This window comes from Geobacillus sp. TFV-3 (assembly GCF_009901865.1).
In the GTDB taxonomy this organism is placed as follows: Bacteria; Bacillota; Bacilli; order Bacillales; family Anoxybacillaceae; genus Geobacillus; species Geobacillus thermoleovorans_A.
This window is the reverse complement of the sequence record NZ_MPSP01000001.1, coordinates 1,968,782-1,990,334: the sequence shown is the minus strand read 5'-3', so window position 1 is coordinate 1,990,334 and position 21,553 is coordinate 1,968,782. Positions and strand designations below refer to the sequence as shown.

Sequence of the window (21,553 nt, the reverse complement as noted above, 5' to 3'; positions counted from 1 at the left end):
AATATTCAACACGAACCTTTATCTGAGAGGTGATAAACATGAACGAGCGAGATTTGGAGAGAGCAAGACAAGAACGCCTGAAACTGCTTAGGGAAATTGAGGGGCTTTTATCGTTTATCACAGATCCCGTCTTGGTTGTCGATGCAAAAGGACATATCGTTCATACAAATTCCGCAGCGGAGCAAATTTTAGGACGTTCCCAAATCATCATGATCGACAAACATGTCACGGAGTTCGTTCAATCAGAATCACTTTCTAAATATATCAAGCAAGGAAAACCGGTGACCAATCTTGCTGTAAATGTGATTAATGCCAAAGGCGCCCGTCTCGACTTTTCCTGCCGGTTGCATCCATTGCTCGTCGATGCGCAAGTGGAAGGGGCAATTTTATTTTTCACCAAGCCGGCATTGCGCCAAGAACAGGAAAAATCGCTCCGCTATGGAACGCGATTTTCATTGGATGACATCATCGGGTCAAGCCCGGCCATTGCCGCATTAAAAGAACAAGTTGTGAAAATTGCTAAAAGCGAATCAACGGTGCTGATCCGGGGAGAAAGCGGAACGGGAAAGGAAGTGCTGGCGCAATCCATTCATCGCTTAAGCCATAGAAATAAAGGCCCGTTTGTGGCGATCAATTGCGCCGCCATACCAGAATCGCTTCTTGAAAGCGAATTGTTCGGATATGAAGAAGGCGCGTTTACTGGAGCCAAAAAAGGCGGGAAGCCGGGACGCTTTGAATTGGCGAAGGGAGGAACGTTATTTCTTGACGAAATAGGCGACATGCCTTTATATTTGCAGGCTAAATTGCTGCGCGTTTTGCAGGAACGGCGCATTGAGAGAGTCGGGGGCACAAAAGCGATAGAGGTGGACGTAAGGATTATAGCGGCTACTCACAAAGATTTAGAATCTATGATCGCCAACAACCAATTTCGCGAGGACTTATACTTTCGTTTAAACGTCATTCCGCTTTACGTCCCTCCTTTGCGGGAAAGAAAAGAGGATTTATACGAGTTAATCCAATACTACATGAACAAATTTTGCAAACGTTTCGGAAAAGAACCGAAACGTTTCTCCTCCCAAGCCTTTAAAAAAATATTTGATTACCATTGGCCCGGAAACATCCGGGAATTAGAAAATATGGTGGAGTATATCGTCAACTTGGAAATCGGCGATCTTGTCACCGTCAGTAGCCTGCCGGCACCGATACGAGAAATGTCCGAAAATGAAAATCGCGATATGGCGGAAGAAAAACAAGAGTCACAAACATTCCATCATCTCTCCAAGTCGCTGTACAGGGTAAATGAAATGGAAGAACAGCTGATCATCCAAGCATTGCAACGATTTGGCACCAACACGGAAGGAAAACGAAAAGCGGCCGAAGCGTTGGGGATTAGCTTAGCCACCCTTTACCGGAAATTAGAAAAGATGAAACGCCGGTGCTAATTCTCAAAATGAGAATTATGAGGAATTATGCGAAAAATCGAGAATTTAAGAGAAATACAGAGATAATACTTGATTTTAAACAAGCGGAGATAGTTAATAAGTTTTCCGTATATTCTAATTATTGTAACTTATTCCATTAATAAGTCAGAAAATTTATGGTTTTCCACTTTAAAATGTTGGCACGATATTTGCATTTTAATTATGCAGGAGGAAACAATGAAACGATACATTGACGAAAAAACCGTTTCTGCTCTTTCGCAAGGAGCGATGTATTTAGGTTCAGGCGGCGGGGGAGACGTCAAGTTGACGGAGCTGATGGCCAAACGGGTCATTAGAGAGAATGGGCCTGTCCCTCTCATATCCCCGTTCCATTTTCCAGATGAAGCATGGGTGATACCGGTAGCCATCATGGGTTCAACGACCATTTTCAGCGAACATCTTCCGTCGGGAAATGAGCTAAAGAAGGTGGTGGAAACGATCGAAAAAGAAAAAAACATAGCAGCATCAGCAATTGCAGGTCTCGAAATTGGCGGAATGAATGCCCTATCTCCGGTCATTACCGCCGCGTTGACCAATCTTCCACTGCTGAACGCTGATGGCATGGGGCGAGCGTTTCCAGAGCTACAAATGACGACATATCACGGCTTTGGGATGAAAGCGAGCCCCGCCGTTATTTCGAATCATCCCGACAAAACGTATCTCCTTTTATCAGACGAAAACACAGAAATCGAAAAGCAAGCGCGAAATCTTGTCACCAGTTTAGGAGGGTGGGCGGCGATCGCTTGCTATCCGATGCAAGGATGGCAAATAAGAGAAGCGGGCATTCTCCAAACGTATACGTTAACTATACGGCTTGGCGAAGCCCTATCCGCCGCAATCGACGTTCACGATGTAATGGAAAAAATGCAAAAAGTCTTTCAAACATCTATCTACGGAAAACCAGTCAAGCTGATCGAAGGCAAAATTGTCGATTTGCAAAGAAATATCATCGAAGGAATGCTGAAAGGCTCGCTCATTGTGGAAGGAAGCGGATCATATGTTGGCGAATATTTATCAGTTTTCTTTCACAACGAATATTTATTGATCCAAAAAGATGCCGCCACTTTAGTGACCGTACCGGATTTGATTTGCGTGCTTGATGAAGAAACGGGCTACCCTTTGCCCGTTGAAGAACTGGAAAATCACGTGAAAGTATGGGTGATCGCAATCCCAGGCCCATTCTTGCTGCAAACCGCAAAAATGCTTGATGTAGTGGGGCCTGCGCAATTTGGCATAGCGGAACATTTTATTCCGATGGAAGAAAGAATAAAACCAAATGATAACGAGGGATAGGAGATGTACCGGTTGGGAATCGATGTGGGCGAAACGAATACCGACGCCGTTTTGCTTGACCACCATTCGCAAGTTGTGCAAACGGTGAAAAAACCTACTTCTCCCGATATTGTGTCGGGCATCTGCGATGTTTTGACAGAAATCATCGGTCGCAAAAAAACGAACCCAAAGGATATTGCCGCTGTCATGATCGGGACGACCCATTGTTTACAAGCATTAAGGAAAAAAGAAAATCTCGCCAGTGTTTGCGTAATCCGCATAGGAAGCGGAAAAAACGCAGTCCCCCGTTATTTGAAGGCAATGATTCACTTCGCCGTTACGTTATGCCAAATCATTTGGAGATAGACGGGGGGCACGAAGTAACGGGAAAACCTTTAGGAACGATGGATTATTCGCTAATCGATCAGTTTTTTTCTCGCTTGCGCGCCAAAGAAACCGTTGAGGCGATTGTGATTACAGGAACGTTTTCGCTGGTGAATCCAGAACATGAAAACATGGTCGCAAGTCACATTCGCAGCCTAGTCGGAACGGAAATTCCGGTCACTTTGTCTCACGAAATTGGAAGTATCGGGTTTATCGAACGGGAAAACGCGTCCATCATTAACGCGTTATTATCCAAAGCGATGGACTGCGCGCTGAATGGATTGCAGTTCATGTTTAAACATTTTGGAATCAATTGCGATATTTATTTTACGCAAAATGATGGATCGCTTATGTCTTATGAATATGCGCTACGCTACCCGATACGAACGTTATGGTCGGGAATCACCAACAGTTTGCTTGGTTCCTCCTTTCTGACCGGATTAAAAAACGGCGTCGTCGTGGACGTTGGCGGCTCTTCCGTTCATGTCGCATTGCTAGAAAACGGATTCCCGAAAGAAAAAAGGCGGAACCAGCTCATCGATGGTGTGCGTGTCAACGTCCCGATGCCTGATATTGTTTCGCTCCCTTTTCAGCAAGAGCAGCTTGGCAACGAGGAATTTCTCGAAAAATTGTATCAAGCCATTCAGCGGTTCCAGCCACGGTACGAGCCGCTTCCCATCATTTTTGTCGGAGGCGGCGGGCAACAACTGGCCGAACGTTTTCATTATCCATGGGCGGATGTCATTGTCCCCGACTACCATCAATACGCGAATGCCATCGGAGCTTGCGTTGCCCCGGTGAGCGGATATATCGACCGGATGATTTGGATGGATCCTTTTAACCCAAATGAAATGCTACATTCGGCGATCGACGAAGCGACACATATGGCGATAAGCGCCGGGGCGAATCCTAAAACAGTTGCCATCCAAGATGCGAAAACCATCCCTTTGGCTTATGTCCCGAGCAAGGCATTAAGAGTAAGAGTCAAGGTCATCGGCACATTATCGCTTTCTTCGAAAGGGGGAATGTAGGTTGTAATTATGTGAGATTTATTCTTAGTCAACAACAAATCCAGACACTTTTTCCAATGAAGGAGGGAGAATCAATGGCAGGGAAAATGTTGACGGATGATTTTTCGCTTTCCCGGGTTCCGGCGGAAGCACGCCTGCCAATGTGGGAAGTGCTTTTAGTAAGAATCGGGGCGCTAACGGCATTATCGCAATTTATGCTTGGAGCCGCATTAGGCTACGGAATGACATTTTGGGAAGCTTTTTGGGCGACGATGCTCGGAAGCGTGGTGCTGGAGATCGTCAGTTTATTGATGGGAATCGCAGGAGCAAGAGAAGGGCTATCCACGAGTTTATTGGCGCGTTGGACAGGCTTTGGTAGGTACGGATCCAGCATTATCGGCGCTGTCATTTCGATTGGACTAATTGGGTGGTTTGGCATCCAAAACGCGGTGTTTGCCAAAGGGATTGATGAAGCGCTGAACGGAGCGCTGGGATTTCCTTTAGCAGCGACGTTAACCGGATTGTTTGTCACAGAGATTGTAATTTTTGGGTTTAAATGGCTAAGCTGGACAGCAAAAATTGCGGTTCCCGGTTTCCTGGCGGTCATCGGATACGGGATCTATCAAGTGTTGCGCGATCACTCGGTAGCCGAATTAATCCATTCTCCTCATCCCGGGCCGGATCTTTCCCTTGGCGTCGCCGCTACGATGGTGGCCGGAGGGTTTATGATCGGGGCGGTCATCACGCCGGATATGAGCCGGTATTGCCGCAACGGTAAAGATGTGTTTTGGATGACTTTAATCGGCACGTTCGTTGGGGAGCTGGGGGTTAACATGGTCGCCGTGTTGATGGCGCACGCAGTTGGAAGCGACGATGTCGTAACCATTGTGCTGCAAACAGCTGGCTGGCTTGGCGCAGCGATTGTGATTTTTGCGACGGTAAAGATTAACGATCTGAATCTTTATTCCGCTTCTTTAGGCTTATCCAACTTGATTGATTCTGTCTTTAACAAAAAAATCAACAGGGGGTGGATAACATTTATCATCGGAGTCATCGGAACGGTGCTCTCTGTTATGGGAATTCTCGAAAAATTTCAAAACTTCCTCGTTTTCTTGGGAGTTTGGATTCCGCCAATCGCCGGGATCATGGTGGTAGACTATTTTATTCTGAAAAGAGGAAGAAAACGACTGGATGAAAGCAGAATGCAAGGTCGATTGCCGGAAGATGCCGAGTCGATTAATCCAATCACTTTGATCGCGTGGGCGTTAGGCTTTTTCGCCGGGTATTTCATCCAGTTTGGAATCCCTTCGTTAAACTCTTTGCTGGTCAGTGCCATTGTGTATTGGATTGGGATGAAAATGTTCCATATGTCGAAGCAAAGCAACTTGGAAACAAACGAAAATATTCACTAAAGAGGGGAGAGAAACAGTGAGGCTTTTAGGAAAACAAGAAATAGAGGACATTGCAGTAGGCGCAACATTATTGGGGACAGGAGGCGGAGGAGATCCTTATGTAGGCAAATTGATGGCCCTGCAAGCCATTGAAGAATTCGGCCCAATTCCTTTGCTGTCGGTGGACGAAGTTCCGGAAGACGCCTTAGTGGTATCGTCAGGTATGATGGGGGCGCCAACCGTATTGGTGGAGAAAATTCCGAGTGGCCATGAAGCGAAAGTGGCGTTTCAAACGCTGGAAAAATACTTAGGAAAAAAAGTGTTCGCTACTTTCCCGATTGAAGCCGGTGGGGTCAATTCCATGCTGCCTTTGGCGCTGGCGGCGCAACTCGGATTGCCGGTAGTCGATGTTGACGGCATGGGAAGGGCTTTTCCAGAGTTGCAAATGGTGACGTTTTATTTAGACGGGATTTCTGCCACGCCGATGGTGATTGCCGATGAAAAAGGAAACGTGACGTTGCTGAATACGATTGATAATTTATGGGCCGAAAGAATTGCGAGAAGCGCCACTGTCCAAAAAGGCGGATCGGTGATGTTCGCAATCTACCCGATGGCTGGCAAAAACCTGAAAGAGAGCGGCATCCACGATATTTTGCGATTGGAAGAGGAAATCGGGCGCTCGATACGCCTGGCGAAAGAAAACAACCGAGACCCTATCGATGAAATTCTTCAATTGACGAATGGGTTTGAGCTATTCCGTGGCAAAGTGGTGGACGTGAACCGGAAGACGGAAACCGGATTCGCCAGAGGAACTGCGAAAATCGAGGGATTGGAGAACTACAAAGGGGAGACGTTGGAGCTCCGCTTCCAAAATGAACATTTGCTTGCGAAAACGGAAGATCGCCTGCTTTGCGTCACTCCTGATTTAATCGCGGTACTAGACAGCGAGACAGGGCTCCCGATCACAACGGAAGGTTTGCGGTACGGAGCGCGCACGATCGTCATTGGCATCCCGTGCCATCCGAAATGGCGCACGCCAAAAGGCATCGAAACTTGCGGGCCTGCTTATTTTGGCTATGACGTCGAATACACACCTGTAGAAGAGCTTGTCAAGAAAGGAGCGACGATTAAGTGAGCTACAGAATCGGCATCGATGTTGGCGGAACACATACAGACGCGGTGCTTTTGGACGAGAAATATCAGGTCATTTCCGAAACAAAAACCCCTACCACCGTCGATGTCAGCACAGGCATCTATCAAGCGATGCGGGAAGTGATCGGAAAAGCAGGGGTTCCGCGTGAAAAAATACGTTATGCGATGTTGGGAACGACTCATTGCACGAATGCGATCGTAGAACGGAAGCGGCTAAACAAGGTCGCCGTTATTCGCATTGGCGCACCCGCCACTTTGGCGGTGAAGCCTTTAGTCGGAGTTCCGGAAGATTTGCGCAGCCAGCTTGAAAAATATGTTTATATCGTGCGGGGCGGTCATGAATTTGACGGAAGAGAAATCGCACCGCTGGATGTCGAGCATCTGTACCGCATTGCCAACGAAATAAAAGGGAAGGTGGATTCCGTCGCCATCACTTCCGTTTTTGCACCGGTATCGAAAGATCATGAGCAGAAAGCCGCCGAAATCATCAAGGAAGTGTTGGGAAGCGACATTGCGGTTTCGCTTTCCCATGAAATCGGTAGCGTTGGTTTACTGGAACGGGAAAACGCCACAATTTTGAACGCGGCGGTGGTCCATGTCGCCAAAACAGCCGCGGAAGGGTTTATCAATGCATTAAAAGCGGAAGGCATTAACGCGAAAGTATTTTTTGGCCAAAATGACGGAACATTGATGAACGTGGAATACGCGATGAAGTATCCGATTCTGACGATTTCTTGCGGCCCAACAAACAGCATCCGCGGGGCGTCCTATCTTGCGAAATTATCGGATGCGCTTGTTGTGGACGTCGGAGGAACGACGACAGACATCGGCGTCTTGATTCATTCCTTCCCAAGAGAATCGTCCTTGGCTGTGGAGATCGGCGGCGTGCGTACGAATTTCCGCATGCCTGATTTAGTCTCCATCGGATTAGGCGGGGGAACCATTATCCGCGTTCAGCAAGATGGAAGTTTCACGATTGGCCCAGATAGCGTAGGATACCAGCTCCTAGAAAAAGGGATGGTGTTTGGGGGCGACACTTTAACGGCCACGGACGTTGCGGTTGCGTTAGGAAAGGCAAATATTGGCGATCCGCAAAAAGTCGCCCATTTAGATAAAGGGTTGCTTAAGCGGATTTATCAGAAAATGGTGGAGATGGTCGAAGAAGCGATCGATAAAATGAAAACAAGTGCAGGCCCTATTCCCGTGATTCTTGTCGGGGGAGGAAGCGTGCTTTTGCCGGATCAGCTGAAAGGTGCTTCCAAAGTGGTCCGTCCAGACCATTTTGGGGTTGCCAACGCGATCGGGGCCGCGATCGCTCAAGTAAGCGGCCAAGTGGAAAGAGTTTTCGCCCTGGATGAACTGGGAAGGGAAAAAACGTTGGAATTGGCGAAAAAAATGGCGATCGACGAGGCCGTTAAAGCAGGGGCAAACCCAGAAACTATCGAAATCGTCGATATGGAAGACGTTCCTTTAGCTTATTTGCCAGGCAATGCGGCCCGAGTCCGTGTGAAAGCCGCGGGTGTTTTATCAGCAAGCTGAAAGAAACATCACACAAGGGGGTGTCCCAAACGTAGCGGGACACCCTTTCTAATCACTGTATATGCGAGCGAAACACTTTCGTCAAACGACTGTGAAGAAAAACGGTCTTTTAGTTTAGTCTCTTTTTTCGTAGAAAAACTGGTTTTTGCAGAGAAAAGCCGATCCCTCTGAACCGTGGATGTAAAGGATCCATAACGCCCCTCATTTTACAATAAACCAGCGCTGTCACCCTCATATAGTGTTGCTTTTCTCCCCTCTCCACATGCAACAAGATTAAAACTTCGGCAACGCCTCCACTGCATCAGCCAAATCACTATAGGTATCCTTTAAGTACCGCGACGTCGTGGCAATGTGGCTGTGGCCGGCAAGTCGTCGCACTTTTTCAATGTCATTATTTGTCGCCTTTAACATCCACTTGCAGAACGTATGCCGAAACATGTGGGGCGTCAGCTTCTTACCCGGCGGACTGTATCTCTCGATCATCCGCTGAATGCCGCGGACGGAAAATCTCGGCGAGCGCTGGCTGTAAAAGACGTATGGCGATGCGGCCACATGCGGTTTCTTTTTCGCCATTTCCCCACGAAACTTGAGTCAATCCTCGAGTTCCGCCAGCAAGATATTCGAGATCGGTACGGTACTGACCTTCATCCCTTTCCCAACGATGCGGATTCGTTTCATTTCTAAATCTAAGTCCGTTAATTTTAAATTTGATAACTTTTCCACCCGCACTCCTGCGTAGGTAAGCAGATACACCACCGCACGGTCGCGGCGATACTTTTCCTATGAATCAACTCCTCGGCTGTGAACCGGTTTTTTCCGCATCCGATGCAATAAGTCCCCAAATTCTTCTTCCGTCAGCCACATAATTTTTTCGTTACCCGTGGTGCTAGTTGGGCGTCAGAACTCAACTAGCCCAAGTGTAACTAGGGAATAGGCTAACAATATGCCGTCGAGCGTTGCTTCAAATCCGATCATGGAATTCGCTCGAATCTCTGTGATCCGGTATTGGTCAACCAGAATCGAGAACACCGTCTCGATCACGTTGCGTTTTTGTCGGATCCATTTCTCCCATGCCTCGGACGAGCAATGTTTCTCGTTTTTTCGAGACGGAGTCCAAAGCGCCATTTGGTACTCTTCGTACAACCTTCTTTGCAACTCACGGCTAATGAATCCTTTGTTCCCCAAGTGATAGGGATGAGGAATTTGAGTCATTACGCTTTCAGCGGCGATACGATCGGTCACCACATAGCCCATGGGCAACCCTTGATCGGTCACTTGAAGGTGCAGCTTCAACCCATAGTACCATTGCTTTTTGAAAGTGCAATACCCGATGTCGGCGATCCCTTGAAACCGTTTGACGCGATGCATTCTGGCGGTACGGCGCAACGGGAGCGGCGATCTGTCGACCACGGCATAGGCATGATGTCGGCCGCGTTTTGCTCACTATGGCGGATCCATTTGATGGCGAAGCGCAGCGTTCGACAACGGCGGTTGTACCGGGAACGTTCGAGAAACGAGCCGTTTGTGAACAAATTTCCAGTGACAAAGCGATGCCATGCCCGTTCGGATGTAAAACCGAGCAACTTTCCTAAAATATGAATCGCGATGGCCACGGCGTCTTCCTGTTTGACCAAATGGCGGTTGCGGCGCTGAAGGTGCATCTGAATCGATGACAGTTGGGCAGAGACAAAAAAGAAAATGGCGGCATATTGCTTTTGAATCTTGGCTCGATCTGTAGTAAAATGAAGGGGCTCTTGCATGGGGATTCTCCTTTCGAATGATGGTTGGCACTTTCATTCTACAGGAGATCCGCAGGCAAGGGCTGTTTTTATGCTTGTTTGAGTTTATCTAGCACCACGGGTATGATTATTCCATCATCAACGGTTTTGAAAATCAATGGCGTCCTCCCAAACGCTTCGGGCGGTAAGGAACGGATCATCCCGCTGTGCAATGGGAGAGAAGAAACACTGTAGGTCAGTTCTGTATTTTTAAATTTTTCAAAAATATTTTGTTGACTTATGTGGCCAAACAGTCTATGCTGGTACTGTCACGACATTTAGCAGAGGAGAGATGAGCGATGAGCGTAGTGCAGGAAAGAAAAGGCTATTTCGGCGAGTTTGGCGGCAGCTTTGTTCCGCCTGAACTGCAGGAAGTGCTTGACTACTTGGAAGAGCAGTTTTTGAAATATAAAGACGACCCGGAGTTCAATGAAGAGTTTCGAACTTACTTGAGAGAGTACGTCGGCCGCGAGAGTCCGCTCACGTTTGCGGCGCGGTTGACAGAGCAGCTCGGCGGGGCGAAGATTTATTTGAAGCGCGAAGACTTGAACCATACCGGTTCGCATAAAATCAACAACGTGATCGGGCAAATTTTATTGGCGAAGCGGATGGGCGCGAAACGGGTCATTGCGGAAACGGGTGCGGGCCAGCATGGGGTGGCGACCGCCACAGCCTGCGCGATGTTTGGCATCGATTGCACGATTTATATGGGGGAAGAGGATACGAAGCGCCAGGCGCTCAATGTGTTCCGTATGGAGCTGTTGGGAGCGAAAGTCGTGCCGGTCTCGAAAGGGCAAGGGCGGTTGAAAGATGCGGTTGACGAGGCGTTGAACGATCTTGTACAAAATTATAAAACTACGTTTTACTTGCTTGGTTCGGCGGTTGGTCCGCATCCGTACCCGTCGATGGTGAAACATTTTCAGTCGGTTATTAGCGAAGAGAGCAAGCGGCAAATTGTAGAGAGAGAAGGACGGCTTCCGGATGCGGTGGTGGCCTGCGTCGGCGGGGGAAGCAATGCCATCGGGGCGTTCGCCCACTACTTGGATGAACCGGACGTGCGGCTCATCGGTGTCGAGCCGGAGAAGGCAGCGACGCTAACGAAGGGCGTTCCGGCCGTGTTGCATGGATTCAAGTGTTTGGTGCTCCTTGATGAAAATGGAAACCCGCAGCCGACATACTCGATTGCCGCTGGGCTCGATTATCCGGGCATCGGTCCGGAGCATAGCTACTTGAAAGTGTCCGGGCGGGCTGAGTATTATACAGTTACGAACGAAGAAGTGCTTGAGGCGTTTCAACTGCTGTCTAAAACAGAAGGAATCATCCCAGCTCTCGAGAGCGCCCATGCGGTTGCGTACGCTATCAAGCTCGCGCCGACGTTAAGAAAAGACCAAATCATCATTGTGAATTTGTCGGGGCGCGGAGATAAAGATGTCGAGCAAGTGTTTTCGATGTTACAATCATAAATTAAGAGGAAAGCGGGCGGACTTTCACGGCGGTGTCCACGTGAAGCCGTCCGCTAATTTTTCGTGCCTAAGAGGTCGCAATCATATTTCTAATCGAAAATAAAGAACCGTTATGGTTGTTTTTCGCGGTGATACGTGGGGAAGTCGGAAGACTTTTTCTTGTTTTTTTATCTCCCCCGAGTTCGACAGGTTTGAGGCCATTTTAGGCAAATGAAAAAGACCAAAATGAAATGTGCTCGGTCGTTCACAGCGGCTAACTAATGGCTACTCCCGCACTGGCATATCCAGTGATGGATGCGGCGATAGAGAGGCCGGAAGTAGTAGTGAAAAACACCATGAGCAAGCGATCACCGGTATTGACAGGCACGTTTAACCCTGTCACGATTCCGCTGGCATTTTGCAGTAAGGAGATTGGAAATGTGATAGTTGGGTTTAACGTGACTAAAGTGCTTGGAATGGCGGTGAATACGTTGCTAGAAGGAGAGGTGGAGATGTATAGTTGAGCCCGGATCGTAGCCGTTCCTAAAAGCGCTGTGCCCGTGGTGGCAGAAAAGTTAGCTGCTACAGCTGTAATGATTCCAGTGCGTGGAACAGTAAATGAAAAGTTGGATACACCGTCGAGGTTAATGGTGTTTCCGCTTAGACTAATGCTCGAAGCAGAATTTCCAAACCCAATTAAGCTGGCAGTATCCGCCAAACCTGCTATGGTCGCGGTCAGAATAACCGTTGTACCTGATGCAAATGGGATGATTGCGCCAGCCCCCGCCGGTCCTGTAGGCCCTGTGGGTCCTGTGGGTCCGATTGGTCCAGCGGGTCCTGTAGGCCCTGTGGGTCCTGTGGGTCCGATTGGTCCAGCGGGTCCTGTAGGCCCTGTGGGTCCTGTGGGTCCGATTGGTCCAGCGGGTCCTGTAGGCCCTGTGGGTCCTGTGGGTCCGATTGGTCCAGCGGGTCCTGTAGGCCCTGTGGGTCCTGTGGGTCCGATTGGTCCAGCGGGTCCTGTAGGCCCTGTGGGTCCTGTGGGTCCGATTGGTCCAGCGGGTCCTGTAGGCCCTGTGGGTCCTGTGGGTCCGATTGGTCCAGCGGGTCCTGTAGGCCCTGTGGGTCCTGTGGGTCCGGTAGGTCCCGTGGGTCCGGTATATACTTTCACGATTGGCGGCAAGGCGCCGCATAAGGGGGAAAGGCATTTTACACGAATAGGATGGCGGTTGAACAAATGGTACAACCTCCTTTCGATTTAAAGGATAACTATTCATCTGTTGAATGGAACGTGCTTTTGGCAGAAAGAATGGATTCTAACAAACATTGATTGTGCAAAACATCGGGATGATCGGGCGCATATTCCCTAGCTTTTTCATTATGTTTGTACGCCAGTTCATACTCGCCTAAATAGAAGTAACATACACAAAGTTGCAAGTGAGGAAGCCAAGTCCAACAAGCGTGATGAAAAAATCCCCAACTGTCCGATGGCATCGTGAGTTGAGTGGCTAAATGATACCAAAACGCTGCGAGCCGATATTGTTTCCGTTGGAGAAAATAGTAGCCGAGCCGACAGCAAAATTCAGCCCGGGGGGTATCGTATTCAAAAGATTGGTACACATATCGCAAAGCCTGTTCTTCATTACCAAGAGTGTAAAAACAGTCAGCTAATTTTCCGCAGGCGGCGATGCAATCTTCCACCCACCCTCTTTTTGTCTGCAAAAACCGTTCATAATACTGAATGGCTCGTTCGTATTGCTGGTGATCGAACAGTTCGTTGGCGAAGTAAAATAGATCTCTTGGTGAAAATTCTGTTCCTTGTGCCAGCTGCCTCTCATAAATTTGCAAATTTCGATCTGAAGCGTAGTGAGTCGGTTGATGAATAACCGTAATATCGCTGTTGAGAATCGTTCCCCATACTTCTAGATATTCATGAACAATCCCATGCCATCGGAAGCCGTTGGACCGTTTGACGAGACGGTTTCGGCGAACGCTGGAGAGGGTCCTTCCATATTCATCTTGGACAAGGCTGTAAATCATGGTGACCGAATCAATATCGGAAGGAAGCGAATGCTTCAACGTGAGAAATTTTGTTTGCTCTTCTTCCGGCAGGATATCGTCAGCGTCCAACCAAAAAATATAGTCCATTGTGGCGTGGGAAAAGGAGAAGTTTCTCGCCGCAGCAAAATCATCGTTCCAGGGAAAGTCGATGATTCGTGCGTTGTAAGATTGAGCAATGTTTTTCGTGTGATCTGTGGACCCTGTATCAACTATCACGATCTCGTCTACGAGATGTCGGACGCTGTCCAAACAGCGTGCAAGGACATCTTCTTCATTTTTGACGATCATGCAAAGGCTGATGGTGATCAATTTCCTTGCACCTTCCCTTAGACAATGTTGTTTGTTTTACTATATGAAGCATACAAGAACGTGATTATGCCAATGCCGCATGGCGTTGTAAAAAAGAGAAAAAATAGGCGAGGCGAAGAAAATCCCTTCATCCCCTCGACTGATAAATGGAGGAGACAAAGGGACTTGGTTTTTTGGTGAGGCGGTTTTGAGTGGAAGCTTGCTGTAAGGCGAGTGCTCGCCAAATCTTATCGCATCGAAGCGTCAGCGCAAATAGAAGGGTTTAAACTGCTTCAATAGGAATGAATTCCCATTTCCTTACGTCAAACAGCCCTTGGTCGGTCAGCTTGAGCTCCGGGATGACCGGCAAGGCGAGGAATGACAGCGTGATAAACGGGTTGAAGGCATGGCTTGAGCCGAGCGAGTCCAGAGCTTCATGGATCTGTTTCAATCCATTTAACACTTCAGTATAATCTTTTCTTGTCATCAATCCGCCGATCTCAAGCGGTAATCCAGCGAGCACCGCTCCGTCTTTGGCGACGGCAAGCCCGCCTTGTTGTTGGCGGAGCTGTTCAATGGCAACGATGAGGTCGCGGTCGTTTGTGCCGGCGGCGATGATGTGGTGCGAATCGTGCGCGATGGAAGAAGCGATGGCGCCTGCTTTGAATCCGAAACCGCGGACGATGCCAAGGCCAATGCCGAGACCGCGATGGCGTTCGACGACAACAAGCTTCAGCAAATCCCGCTCGACCGAAGGGGAAAAGGCCCCGTCCCGGACATCCACCTCGGTGACGACATGGTTCGTATGCAAATGATTCGGGATGATCTCCATGACATTGGCTTTGTTTCCTTTCATCATCGGGATGCGAAGATCCGCTTCGGTGACGGGTCGGCAACGAATGGATTGAAGCAATTTCGGTTCGGTTTCACTGGATGCCGGATGGAAGGAAAACGTTGCCCTTCCATGTTCGGCCACGAGCGCCCCTTGTTTGAATACATGGGTGATGTTCAGCGTTTCCAAATCCTCAACGAACAAAAAGTCGGCGTCATACCCCGGGGCGACAGCTCCCTTCGTCGGCAACCGGTAGCACTCGGCGGCGTTTAAAGTGGCCATTTGGATCGAAAGAAGCGGGTCGAGCCCAGCGCGAATGGCAAGCCGCACGTTATGGTCGACGCTGCCTTCGAACCATAAGTCGTCGAGATGTTTATCGTCTGTGCAAAACAAAAAGCGGCGCGCGTTGTACTCAGTGACGGCAGGAAGAAGCTTTTCGAGGTCTTTGGCAACCGATCCTTGGCGAATGAGCACGTACATACCGCGGCGAACGCGTTCAAGCGCTTCGTCGGCGGTGACGCATTCATGGTCCGTATGGATGCGGGCGCTTCGGTAGACGTTGATGGCGTTGGCATCAAGGCCGGCCAAGTGGCCGTCGATGGGGCGGTTGGCGTTTGCCGCGAGCGCCAGTTTGTCAAGCATCGATGGTTGTTGTTCCCTTAATGCCGGATAGTCCATCACTTCCGCCAATCCGAGCGCGCGCTCATCAGCGAAAAACGGCGCCAGTTCCGCAGCGGATAAGGAGGCTCCGGCATGTTCGAACGAAGTGGCGGGCACGCATGACGGCAACATGATATACACATCGAGCGGCGCCCGTTTCGCATCGTCGAGCATAAATTGAATGCCGCGGACGCCAGCAACATTCGCGATTTCGTGCGGATCGGCGATGACAGTCGTCACCCCATGCGGGAGAACGACGCGGGCGAATTCGCTTGGGGGCACCATCGACGATTCGATATGCACGTGGCCGTCAATCAGCCCCGGGCATATATAACGCCCTTCGGCATCGATCGTTTCGTTTCCTTCATAGCGGCCGATGCCGACGATCATCCCTTCCGCAATGGCGAGATCCCCTTCGATGATTTCGCGCGTAAACACGTTGACGATTTTCCCGTTTTTGATGACAAGGTCGGCTTTCGTTTGTTTCGCGGCGGCAGCGATTCGCGTCTGCAATGTCGAAGTCATGTCGTTCATTCTCCTTTCTGCCTGTGAATCGTGATCACCAGTGGAAATTGGCTTCATTGTACTGAGCTAGACGGCAGGTTGTCAACCGCTTCCGTTCATTTTTTTGACATATGCCTCTTTACAACGTAACAATGTTATGTTATGTTTATAACGAGAGGTGAGCCGCTTATGGAACAGGAATTAATTTCGAAAAAAGAACTGCTCGAGCTGACCGGCATTTCGTACGGTCAGCTGTACCGCTGGAAGCGGAAAAAGCTCATTCCGGAAGAATGGTTTATTCGCAAATCGACATTCACCGGACAAGAGACCTTTTTCCCGAAAGAAAAAATATTGGCGCGCATTGAGAAAATCAAAGAGCTGAAAGATGAGCTGTCGCTTGATGAGCTGGCGGGCATGTTTGCGCCTGATCCGTCGGCGGTCGTCTTGACGAAAGAGGAAATTGCGAAACGTCACATTGTTTCGGATATGGTGCTGCAATGGTTGAATGATGAGTTGGGAGACCGCCAAGACGTGTCGTTTGCAGAGCTTCTTTCCTTTTACATCGTTGACCGACTCCTCCGCTCCGGTGAGATCAGTCTCGAAGAAGGGAAGAACATATGGAGGATGTTCGAAAGTCATTATCCAAAACTGCAAGGGAAATCATGCGAGCTGGTTGTTCTGCGCAAAATGGGGGTGACGGCCTGCCTTCTGATGGAAGGGGCGGGTGGGTTGTACGCGGAAGAAGGGGCGAAGCTCGTTGCCCGGTTGCACGTGCCAGCGTTCATCGAGGAGCTGAAACTAAACATTTCGGAGGGATAAAAAGATGGAGCGTCGAGATTTGGTCATTGCCGGAACCGGGCATGCGTCCGGCGGGTTGTACAACTTGGTGAAATTATCGGGGAATGGAAAGCTGTATGGCGATATCGATTGCATCGAGCTACAAGTGCAAGGAAATGCGGCGGTGGAAGGAAGCGTGAAAGCCAACACCGTTCATATTGCCGGGAAAGGACATGTGGCAGGCGGGATGGGGTGCGAGTGGATGAAAGTGAGCGGGAGTGTGAAAATTGGAGAAAACGTGCAATGCCAAGAGGCGACCGTTCGCGGCCATGGAGAGGTGAAAGGCTCATGGACGGCGGAGACGGTTCGCGTCCATGGCGAGCTCACCATCGGCGGCGATTGTTCGGCTGAACGGATGGAGGTCGAAGGTCATTTCACGGTCGGCGGGCTGTTGAATGCGGACTATATCGAAGTGAAGCTGTTAGGCCCGAGCCGCGTAAAGGAGATCGGCGGGGAAACGATTGTCGTCAAGCGGCAAGGAAGCTCGTTGTTGAAAAAATGGTTTTTTCCAGCGGAGTTGACCGTCGATGTCATTGAAGGGGATTCCGTTCATCTTGAACATACGACCGCGAAAATGGTGCGCGGCAATCGCGTGACGATCGGGCCAGGGTGCCGCATCGAGAGGGTCGAGTATCGGGATGCGTTGGAATGCGATGAAGAGGCGAAAATTGGAACGGTAGAGAAAGGGTGAAAACGATGGCGGAGAGAAACTTGACGATTAACGGATCGGCGCTTTCAGGCGGGGGTGTGTTCCATCACGTCACGATTCGCGGCGATGCGACGATTCGAGGTGACATCGAATGCGATTGCTGGAAAGTGTTCGGCTCGTCGGATGTGAAAGGAGCGGTCACCGCCCGCACGTTTCGGCTGTTTGGCCAGGCGAACGTGGAGGGCCCTGTGCATGCGGAGAAAATGGATGTGTTCGGGGAAGCAGACATCCGCGGCCATGCCCGTCTCGAGCATCTTCAGCTGCGCGGAATGGTGCAGGTTGAGGGGAATGTCGAAGCGGATGCCATTCTCGGCTATGGCGAGCTGTCGGTGTCGGGGAGCTGCGAGGCGGAGAGCGTTTCGTTGACCGGGGTCGTGCGAATCGGACAGACGTTGAATGCGGAGCAAGTGGAATTGTCGTTGTATTTTGCCGACAGCTCGATCAAGGAAATCGGCGGGCGGATGATTCGCATTAAACGAGGTAAAACATGGAAGGCTGTTCATTGGTTGACACGTCTTTCCCCATTGACCGCTACGTTAGTGGCAGACACGATTGAAGGAGATGACATTTATTTGGAACATACAAAAGCCGCAGTCGTCAGGGGGGATCGGGTGACGATCGGCCCAGGCTGCGAAATTGGGCTTGTCGAATATCGTACAGCCTTTGCTCAGGATGAGCAGGCTGCGGTGGAAGAAAAAAGACAAAGGTAGAAGGAGACGGGGACGATGGAGAACAAAGAAACGAAAATGGGATTGGTGGTCATTGCATTGTTGCTCGGCATTTTTGTCGCTTCAATGGACAATACGATTGTGGCGACTGCGATGGCGACGATCGTCGCTGACTTGGGCGGGCTCAAGCAGTTCGTTTGGGTGACGTCGGCGTATATGGTGGCCGAGATGGCCGGGATGCCGATTTTCGGGAAACTGTCCGATATGTACGGGCGAAAGCGATTTTTCTTATTTGGCATGGTCGTGTTTTTGCTTGGTTCGATTTTGTGCGGCATGGCGCAAACGATCGTGCAGCTCAGCATTTTCCGCGCTATTCAAGGCATCGGCGGTGGGGCGCTGGTGCCGATCGCGTTTGCCATTATGTTTGATATTTTCCCGCCCGAGAAACGTGGGAAAATGGGCGGTTTGTTCGGCGCCGTGTTTGGCCTGTCAAGCATTTTCGGTCCGCTGCTTGGGGCGTATATCACCGATTATTTAAATTGGCGATGGGTGTTTTACATTAACATTCCGCTTGGGCTTGTTGCGTTTTTGTTGCTTTGGGTTTATTATCGCGAGTCGTCGAAGCATTCGAAACAAAGCATTGACTGGCTTGGCGTGATGACGCTCGTGCCGGCGATCGTCTGCCTCATGTTTGCTTTGGAGCTTGGCGGTCAGAAGTATGACTGGGACTCGGCCGTGATCATCGGGCTGTTTTCCGCGTTCGCGTTGTTGTTTCTAGCTTTTTTGTATGTGGAAACGAAGGCGCAAGAGCCAATCGTATCGTACCATATGTTTCGCGAGCGTCTGTTTGCGTCCACGACTCTTGTCGCCTTTTTCTCTGGCGCAACGTTTGTTGTCGCCACCGTGTACATCCCGATTTTCATCCAAGGGGTGACAGGCGGTTCAGCGACAAATTCGGGGCTGATCTTGTTGCCGATGATGCTGGCGACGACCGTATCCGCCCAGTTCGGCGGTTTTTTGGCTGGAAAAACGAGCTATCGCAATGTGATGCTCGGGTTTATGCTGCTGTTTGCGGTCGGGATCGGGCTTCTAGGGACGATTGATAAACATACGACACGGCTTGTGGTGACGTGGTATATGATCATTGTCGGTCTGGGGATCGGCGCTTCATTTTCTGTGCTCGGCATGGCGGCGATCCACCACTTTTCCGAAACGGAGCGGGGCGCGGCCAGCTCTACGAATTCGTTTGTACGGTCGCTCGGCATGACCGTCGGCATTACAGTGTTTGGAATCATTCAGCGAAACTTGTTTACGGATCAATTGGCTGAGCAGTTTCGCGGCATGGCTCAAGGAGCGTTTGGAAGCGGTGTTCACGACCCGCGCGCGATGTTGTCGCCGGAAGCGCGGGCGCATATTCCGGCTCCTGTGCTCGATGGCCTGACGGAAGCGTTGGCGTCGTCGATTGCCGACACGTTTTTATGGGCGCTCATTCCCGCGGCGCTGGCGGTCATTTGCGTGCTGTTTATGTCGAACGAACGGCTTGCGGTGCGGCGGATGGGTGCGCGGGGGAACGCAAGTGAGGAATAAGCGGACGCGTCTCCTTGTTTGGTCACCGCTGAAGTTAGGATTTGCGCCTGGGCCATGGCTGCTGCAAAAATTTTTTACAGAAATCCCGCGCTTCACCCCACTCCTTTAGGGGTGGGATGAAGCGCATTGCAGTTCATTCACCGAACTGATATAGTCATAGTATGGGGCAAGAATATAGTCATACGAAAACAACCATACCGCTCATCAACGATCATTTCCTGTTCTGTCCGCGATGGCGGCGGAAAGTTCTCGTTGGTCAAGTGGAATCTCGGTTCAAGGAACTGGTGAGCGAGATTTGCGCTCAAAACGATTGGCTGATTCTCGCGATGGAAGTCATGCCAGATCATGTCCATTTGTTTCTCCATTGCCTCCCGACAGATTCGCCTTCCAGAATAATGGCGACGATCAAGGGGATCACATCCAGGCGACTGCGTCAAGAATTCCCGCATCTAAGACAACTTCCCTGTTTATGGACGCGTTTCTTCTTTGTGAGTACGACAGGAAATATATCCAGTGATACGATCTGCCGGTGCGTCGAAGCTCAGAAAAAGCGCGGGTGAACGATATGCACAAAGCCTATTCCTTTCGTCTCTATCCGACAAAAGAACAGGAACAGCACATCCGGCGCACTATTGGGGTGCGGTCGGCAGGTGGTGATCGTGTCGTCTGTTTTTCCGTCCAGCCAGCTTTGCTCCTACTGCGGACACCGAAACACCGGGACGAAAGACTTGTCTGTCCGGTAGTGGACGTTTACGATTCCGCTGGCGCAGGCGACAAACGGAAAAGTATACGCGGTCGATGTGCAGCCTGAGATGATCGAATTGTTAAAACAACGAACCGAGCAGTTGGCAATCACTAACATCGAATATCAGGTGGCGGATGTTTCTTCCACTTCACTTCCATCTCATTCGATGGACAAAGGAATCATGGCGTTCGTCTTTCATGAAGTGGAACAAAAAGAGGCCGCCATCGATGAGATCCGCCGCGTGATGAAGCCGAATGGACGATTTCTTTTGATTGAATGGGAAGCAGTTGAAAGCGAAATGGGGCCGCCGCTTCATGAGCGGATTCCGTCGGATGAACTGCTTTCCTATATGAAACAAAAGGCGAGCGATGTGGAACTTGTCCGTTTCCACCCGGCTGTCTATGGTCTTTTGATTCGCTGGGAATAACCAATTGTTGAGGAAAATATTTCTCATTGCCTATATACCGCATAGGGTATATAATGATCGTGCATAGGGTGAATAGAGGGGGGTGAACTGTTGATCGTCAGCAGTTTGTTATTCTTTCTCATTCTTTTGAGCGCAGCGTTGTATCGACGCTACTATCCTGTCAAACATATCCCATGCCTTCCGATAGGAGAGGTGCCGGACGGCTTGCTTCTTGTCGACTTGCGCGATTATAATGAAAGCAATGGCCCCATATTTGGCCAAGCGTTGCATATTCCAGTGGCGTATTTGAAACGGCATGCTCGTCATATCCCGCGAAAGCCGCTGCATATCATCGTCCAGGATGCCATCGAAAAAAACATCGGCATCCGTCTGCTGCGCCGCTATGGCTATGAGGTGAAAAGCTATTCGATCGCCGCTTGCGATTGCCGAGAAAGGGGACGAACTGACCGATGGAATACAATAAAGAAATCAAAAACCGCTTAAAACGGATTGAAGGACAAATTAAAGGCGTTCTTGGCATGATGGAGCAAGGGAAAGACTGCAAAAGCGTCGTTTCCCAACTGTCGGCGGCGCGCAATGCCATCGACCGCGCGATTGCCGTGATCGTCAGCACGAATTTAGAGCACTGTCTGCGTGAAAGCATGGAAAAAGGGGAAAAGACAGATCATCTCGTGAAAGAAGCGGTGGAGCTGCTTGTGAAAAGCCGTTAATGCGTTGATCAACAAAAAAGATGTTGACAACGTTCTTTTTCTTGTAGTAATATACCCATAGGGGTAATGGTAATAAAAT

19 protein-coding genes and 3 pseudogenes are annotated in these 21,553 nt (G+C 49.8%); 17 read left to right on the top strand and 5 right to left on the bottom strand.

Annotation, left to right across the window (positions count from 1 at the left end):
- Nucleotides 1-38: 38 nt before the first annotated feature.
- The 7 genes from BJQ97_RS10090 (at nt 39) to BJQ97_RS10065 (ending at nt 8,229) form a co-directional block, all read left to right on the top strand.
- On the top strand, nt 39-1,442 hold the full coding sequence (locus BJQ97_RS10090) for a sigma-54 interaction domain-containing protein (protein ID WP_160156465.1): 1,404 nt from the start codon (nt 39-41) through the stop codon (nt 1,440-1,442).
- A gap of 216 nt (nt 1,443-1,658) precedes the next feature.
- Nucleotides 1,659-2,774, top strand: a complete 1,116-nt coding sequence (locus BJQ97_RS10085; protein ID WP_160156464.1) for an S-methyl thiohydantoin desulfurase family protein — start codon at nt 1,659-1,661, stop codon at nt 2,772-2,774.
- 3 nt (nt 2,775-2,777) lie between these two features.
- Complete coding sequence (locus BJQ97_RS18070; protein ID WP_328718216.1) at nt 2,778-3,119, top strand: hydantoinase/oxoprolinase N-terminal domain-containing protein; 342 nt, start codon at nt 2,778-2,780, stop codon at nt 3,117-3,119.
- On the top strand, nt 3,098-4,168 hold the full coding sequence (locus BJQ97_RS10080) for a hydantoinase/oxoprolinase family protein (RefSeq protein WP_328718214.1): 1,071 nt from the start codon (nt 3,098-3,100) through the stop codon (nt 4,166-4,168). Before BJQ97_RS18070 ends, BJQ97_RS10080 begins: the two co-directional genes overlap by 22 nt.
- A gap of 74 nt (nt 4,169-4,242) precedes the next feature.
- Nucleotides 4,243-5,559 (top strand): purine-cytosine permease family protein, encoded by a 1,317-nt coding sequence (locus BJQ97_RS10075; protein WP_160156463.1) that lies wholly within the window; start codon nt 4,243-4,245, stop codon nt 5,557-5,559.
- 16 nt (nt 5,560-5,575) lie between these two features.
- On the top strand, nt 5,576-6,673 hold the full coding sequence (locus BJQ97_RS10070) for an S-methyl thiohydantoin desulfurase family protein (RefSeq protein ID WP_160156462.1): 1,098 nt from the start codon (nt 5,576-5,578) through the stop codon (nt 6,671-6,673).
- Nucleotides 6,670-8,229 carry a hydantoinase/oxoprolinase N-terminal domain-containing protein gene (locus BJQ97_RS10065; RefSeq protein WP_160156461.1) on the top strand — a complete coding sequence of 520 codons (1,560 nt, stop codon included), beginning with the start codon at nt 6,670-6,672 and terminating at the stop codon, nt 8,227-8,229. Before BJQ97_RS10070 ends, BJQ97_RS10065 begins: the two co-directional genes overlap by 4 nt.
- A gap of 273 nt (nt 8,230-8,502) precedes the next feature.
- Here BJQ97_RS10065 and BJQ97_RS10060 read toward each other — a convergent pair.
- Together BJQ97_RS10060 and BJQ97_RS10055 are read right to left on the bottom strand one after the other, a co-directional pair.
- Nucleotides 8,503-9,105: pseudogene (locus tag BJQ97_RS10060) on the bottom strand (tyrosine-type recombinase/integrase); the annotation flags it as partial.
- A gap of 21 nt (nt 9,106-9,126) precedes the next feature.
- Nucleotides 9,127-9,989 (bottom strand): annotated as a pseudogene (locus tag BJQ97_RS10055) (IS982 family transposase).
- A 317-nt stretch (nt 9,990-10,306) separates the two neighbouring features.
- Between BJQ97_RS10055 and trpB the strand changes: the two are divergent.
- Entirely contained in the window at nt 10,307-11,470 is a 1,164-nt protein-coding gene (gene trpB / locus BJQ97_RS10050) for a tryptophan synthase subunit beta (protein ID WP_160156460.1), read from the top strand.
- 253 nt (nt 11,471-11,723) lie between these two features.
- Here the strand turns inward: trpB and BJQ97_RS10045 are convergent, their stop codons facing one another.
- The 3 genes from BJQ97_RS10045 to ade all read right to left on the bottom strand — a co-directional run bounded on the left by BJQ97_RS10045 (nt 11,724) and on the right by ade (nt 15,812).
- Complete coding sequence (locus tag BJQ97_RS10045) at nt 11,724-12,683, bottom strand: exosporium glycoprotein BclB-related protein (RefSeq protein WP_160156459.1); 960 nt, start codon at nt 12,681-12,683, stop codon at nt 11,724-11,726.
- A gap of 32 nt (nt 12,684-12,715) precedes the next feature.
- Nucleotides 12,716-13,816 carry a glycosyltransferase gene (locus BJQ97_RS10040; protein WP_201451680.1) on the bottom strand — a complete coding sequence of 367 codons (1,101 nt, stop codon included), beginning with the start codon at nt 13,814-13,816 and terminating at the stop codon, nt 12,716-12,718.
- A gap of 262 nt (nt 13,817-14,078) precedes the next feature.
- Nucleotides 14,079-15,812, bottom strand: a complete 1,734-nt coding sequence (gene ade, locus BJQ97_RS10035) for an adenine deaminase (RefSeq protein ID WP_160156458.1) — start codon at nt 15,810-15,812, stop codon at nt 14,079-14,081.
- A 168-nt stretch (nt 15,813-15,980) separates the two neighbouring features.
- Between ade and BJQ97_RS10030 the strand changes: the two genes are divergently transcribed.
- From BJQ97_RS10030 to BJQ97_RS09990, 9 genes and pseudogenes are all read left to right on the top strand, one after another.
- Complete coding sequence (locus BJQ97_RS10030; RefSeq protein WP_160156457.1) at nt 15,981-16,610, top strand: YhbD family protein; 630 nt, start codon at nt 15,981-15,983, stop codon at nt 16,608-16,610.
- Between the two features lie 4 nt (nt 16,611-16,614).
- On the top strand, nt 16,615-17,319 hold the full coding sequence (locus BJQ97_RS10025; protein ID WP_160156456.1) for a polymer-forming cytoskeletal protein: 705 nt from the start codon (nt 16,615-16,617) through the stop codon (nt 17,317-17,319).
- 5 nt (nt 17,320-17,324) lie between these two features.
- Entirely contained in the window at nt 17,325-18,047 is a 723-nt protein-coding gene (locus BJQ97_RS10020; protein WP_160156455.1) for a polymer-forming cytoskeletal protein, read from the top strand.
- 15 nt (nt 18,048-18,062) lie between these two features.
- Nucleotides 18,063-19,592 carry an MDR family MFS transporter gene (locus BJQ97_RS10015; RefSeq protein WP_160156454.1) on the top strand — a complete coding sequence of 510 codons (1,530 nt, stop codon included), beginning with the start codon at nt 18,063-18,065 and terminating at the stop codon, nt 19,590-19,592.
- A 161-nt stretch (nt 19,593-19,753) separates the two neighbouring features.
- A complete protein-coding gene (gene tnpA / locus BJQ97_RS10010) occupies nt 19,754-20,152 on the top strand; it encodes an IS200/IS605 family transposase (protein WP_160156453.1) in 399 nt (132 codons plus the stop codon).
- A gap of 5 nt (nt 20,153-20,157) precedes the next feature.
- Nucleotides 20,158-20,403, top strand: coding sequence for a helix-turn-helix domain-containing protein (locus BJQ97_RS18165; protein WP_160156452.1), 246 nt, complete (start codon nt 20,158-20,160; stop codon nt 20,401-20,403).
- Nucleotides 20,342-20,764 (top strand): annotated as a pseudogene (locus BJQ97_RS10000) (class I SAM-dependent methyltransferase); the annotation flags it as partial. The gene BJQ97_RS18165 and the pseudogene BJQ97_RS10000, both read left to right, overlap by 62 nt.
- Before the next feature lie 90 nt (nt 20,765-20,854).
- The gene (locus tag BJQ97_RS09995) at nt 20,855-21,247 is read left to right on the top strand and encodes a rhodanese-like domain-containing protein (RefSeq protein ID WP_160156451.1); all 393 of its coding nucleotides are present in this window, start codon (nt 20,855-20,857) and stop codon (nt 21,245-21,247) included.
- Nucleotides 21,214-21,474, top strand: a complete 261-nt coding sequence (locus tag BJQ97_RS09990; RefSeq protein WP_044731118.1) for a metal-sensitive transcriptional regulator — start codon at nt 21,214-21,216, stop codon at nt 21,472-21,474. Before BJQ97_RS09995 ends, BJQ97_RS09990 begins: the two co-directional genes overlap by 34 nt.
- The last annotated feature ends 79 nt before the right edge of the window (nt 21,475-21,553 follow it).

Excerpts from the sequence above, each read along its gene's own strand:
- BJQ97_RS18070 (WP_328718216.1), top strand. The coding sequence starts at position 2,778 with ATGTACCGGTTGGGAATCGATGTGGGCGAAACGAATACCGACGCCGTT.
- tnpA (WP_160156453.1), top strand. The coding sequence starts at position 19,754 with ATGGGGCAAGAATATAGTCATACGAAAACAACCATACCGCTCATCAAC.
- BJQ97_RS10015 (WP_160156454.1), top strand. The coding sequence starts at position 18,063 with ATGGAGAACAAAGAAACGAAAATGGGATTGGTGGTCATTGCATTGTTG.
- BJQ97_RS10030 (WP_160156457.1), top strand. The coding sequence starts at position 15,981 with ATGGAACAGGAATTAATTTCGAAAAAAGAACTGCTCGAGCTGACCGGC.
- BJQ97_RS10025 (WP_160156456.1), top strand. The coding sequence starts at position 16,615 with ATGGAGCGTCGAGATTTGGTCATTGCCGGAACCGGGCATGCGTCCGGC.
- BJQ97_RS10075 (WP_160156463.1), top strand. The coding sequence starts at position 4,243 with ATGGCAGGGAAAATGTTGACGGATGATTTTTCGCTTTCCCGGGTTCCG.
- BJQ97_RS10090 (WP_160156465.1), top strand. The coding sequence starts at position 39 with ATGAACGAGCGAGATTTGGAGAGAGCAAGACAAGAACGCCTGAAACTG.
- ade (WP_160156458.1), bottom strand. The coding sequence starts at position 15,812 with ATGACTTCGACATTGCAGACGCGAATCGCTGCCGCCGCGAAACAAACG.
- trpB (WP_160156460.1), top strand. The coding sequence starts at position 10,307 with ATGAGCGTAGTGCAGGAAAGAAAAGGCTATTTCGGCGAGTTTGGCGGC.
- BJQ97_RS10085 (WP_160156464.1), top strand. The coding sequence starts at position 1,659 with ATGAAACGATACATTGACGAAAAAACCGTTTCTGCTCTTTCGCAAGGA.
- BJQ97_RS10020 (WP_160156455.1), top strand. The coding sequence starts at position 17,325 with ATGGCGGAGAGAAACTTGACGATTAACGGATCGGCGCTTTCAGGCGGG.
- BJQ97_RS18165 (WP_160156452.1), top strand. The coding sequence starts at position 20,158 with ATGCACAAAGCCTATTCCTTTCGTCTCTATCCGACAAAAGAACAGGAA.
- BJQ97_RS10080 (WP_328718214.1), top strand. The coding sequence starts at position 3,098 with ATGCCAAATCATTTGGAGATAGACGGGGGGCACGAAGTAACGGGAAAA.
- BJQ97_RS09990 (WP_044731118.1), top strand. The coding sequence starts at position 21,214 with ATGGAATACAATAAAGAAATCAAAAACCGCTTAAAACGGATTGAAGGA.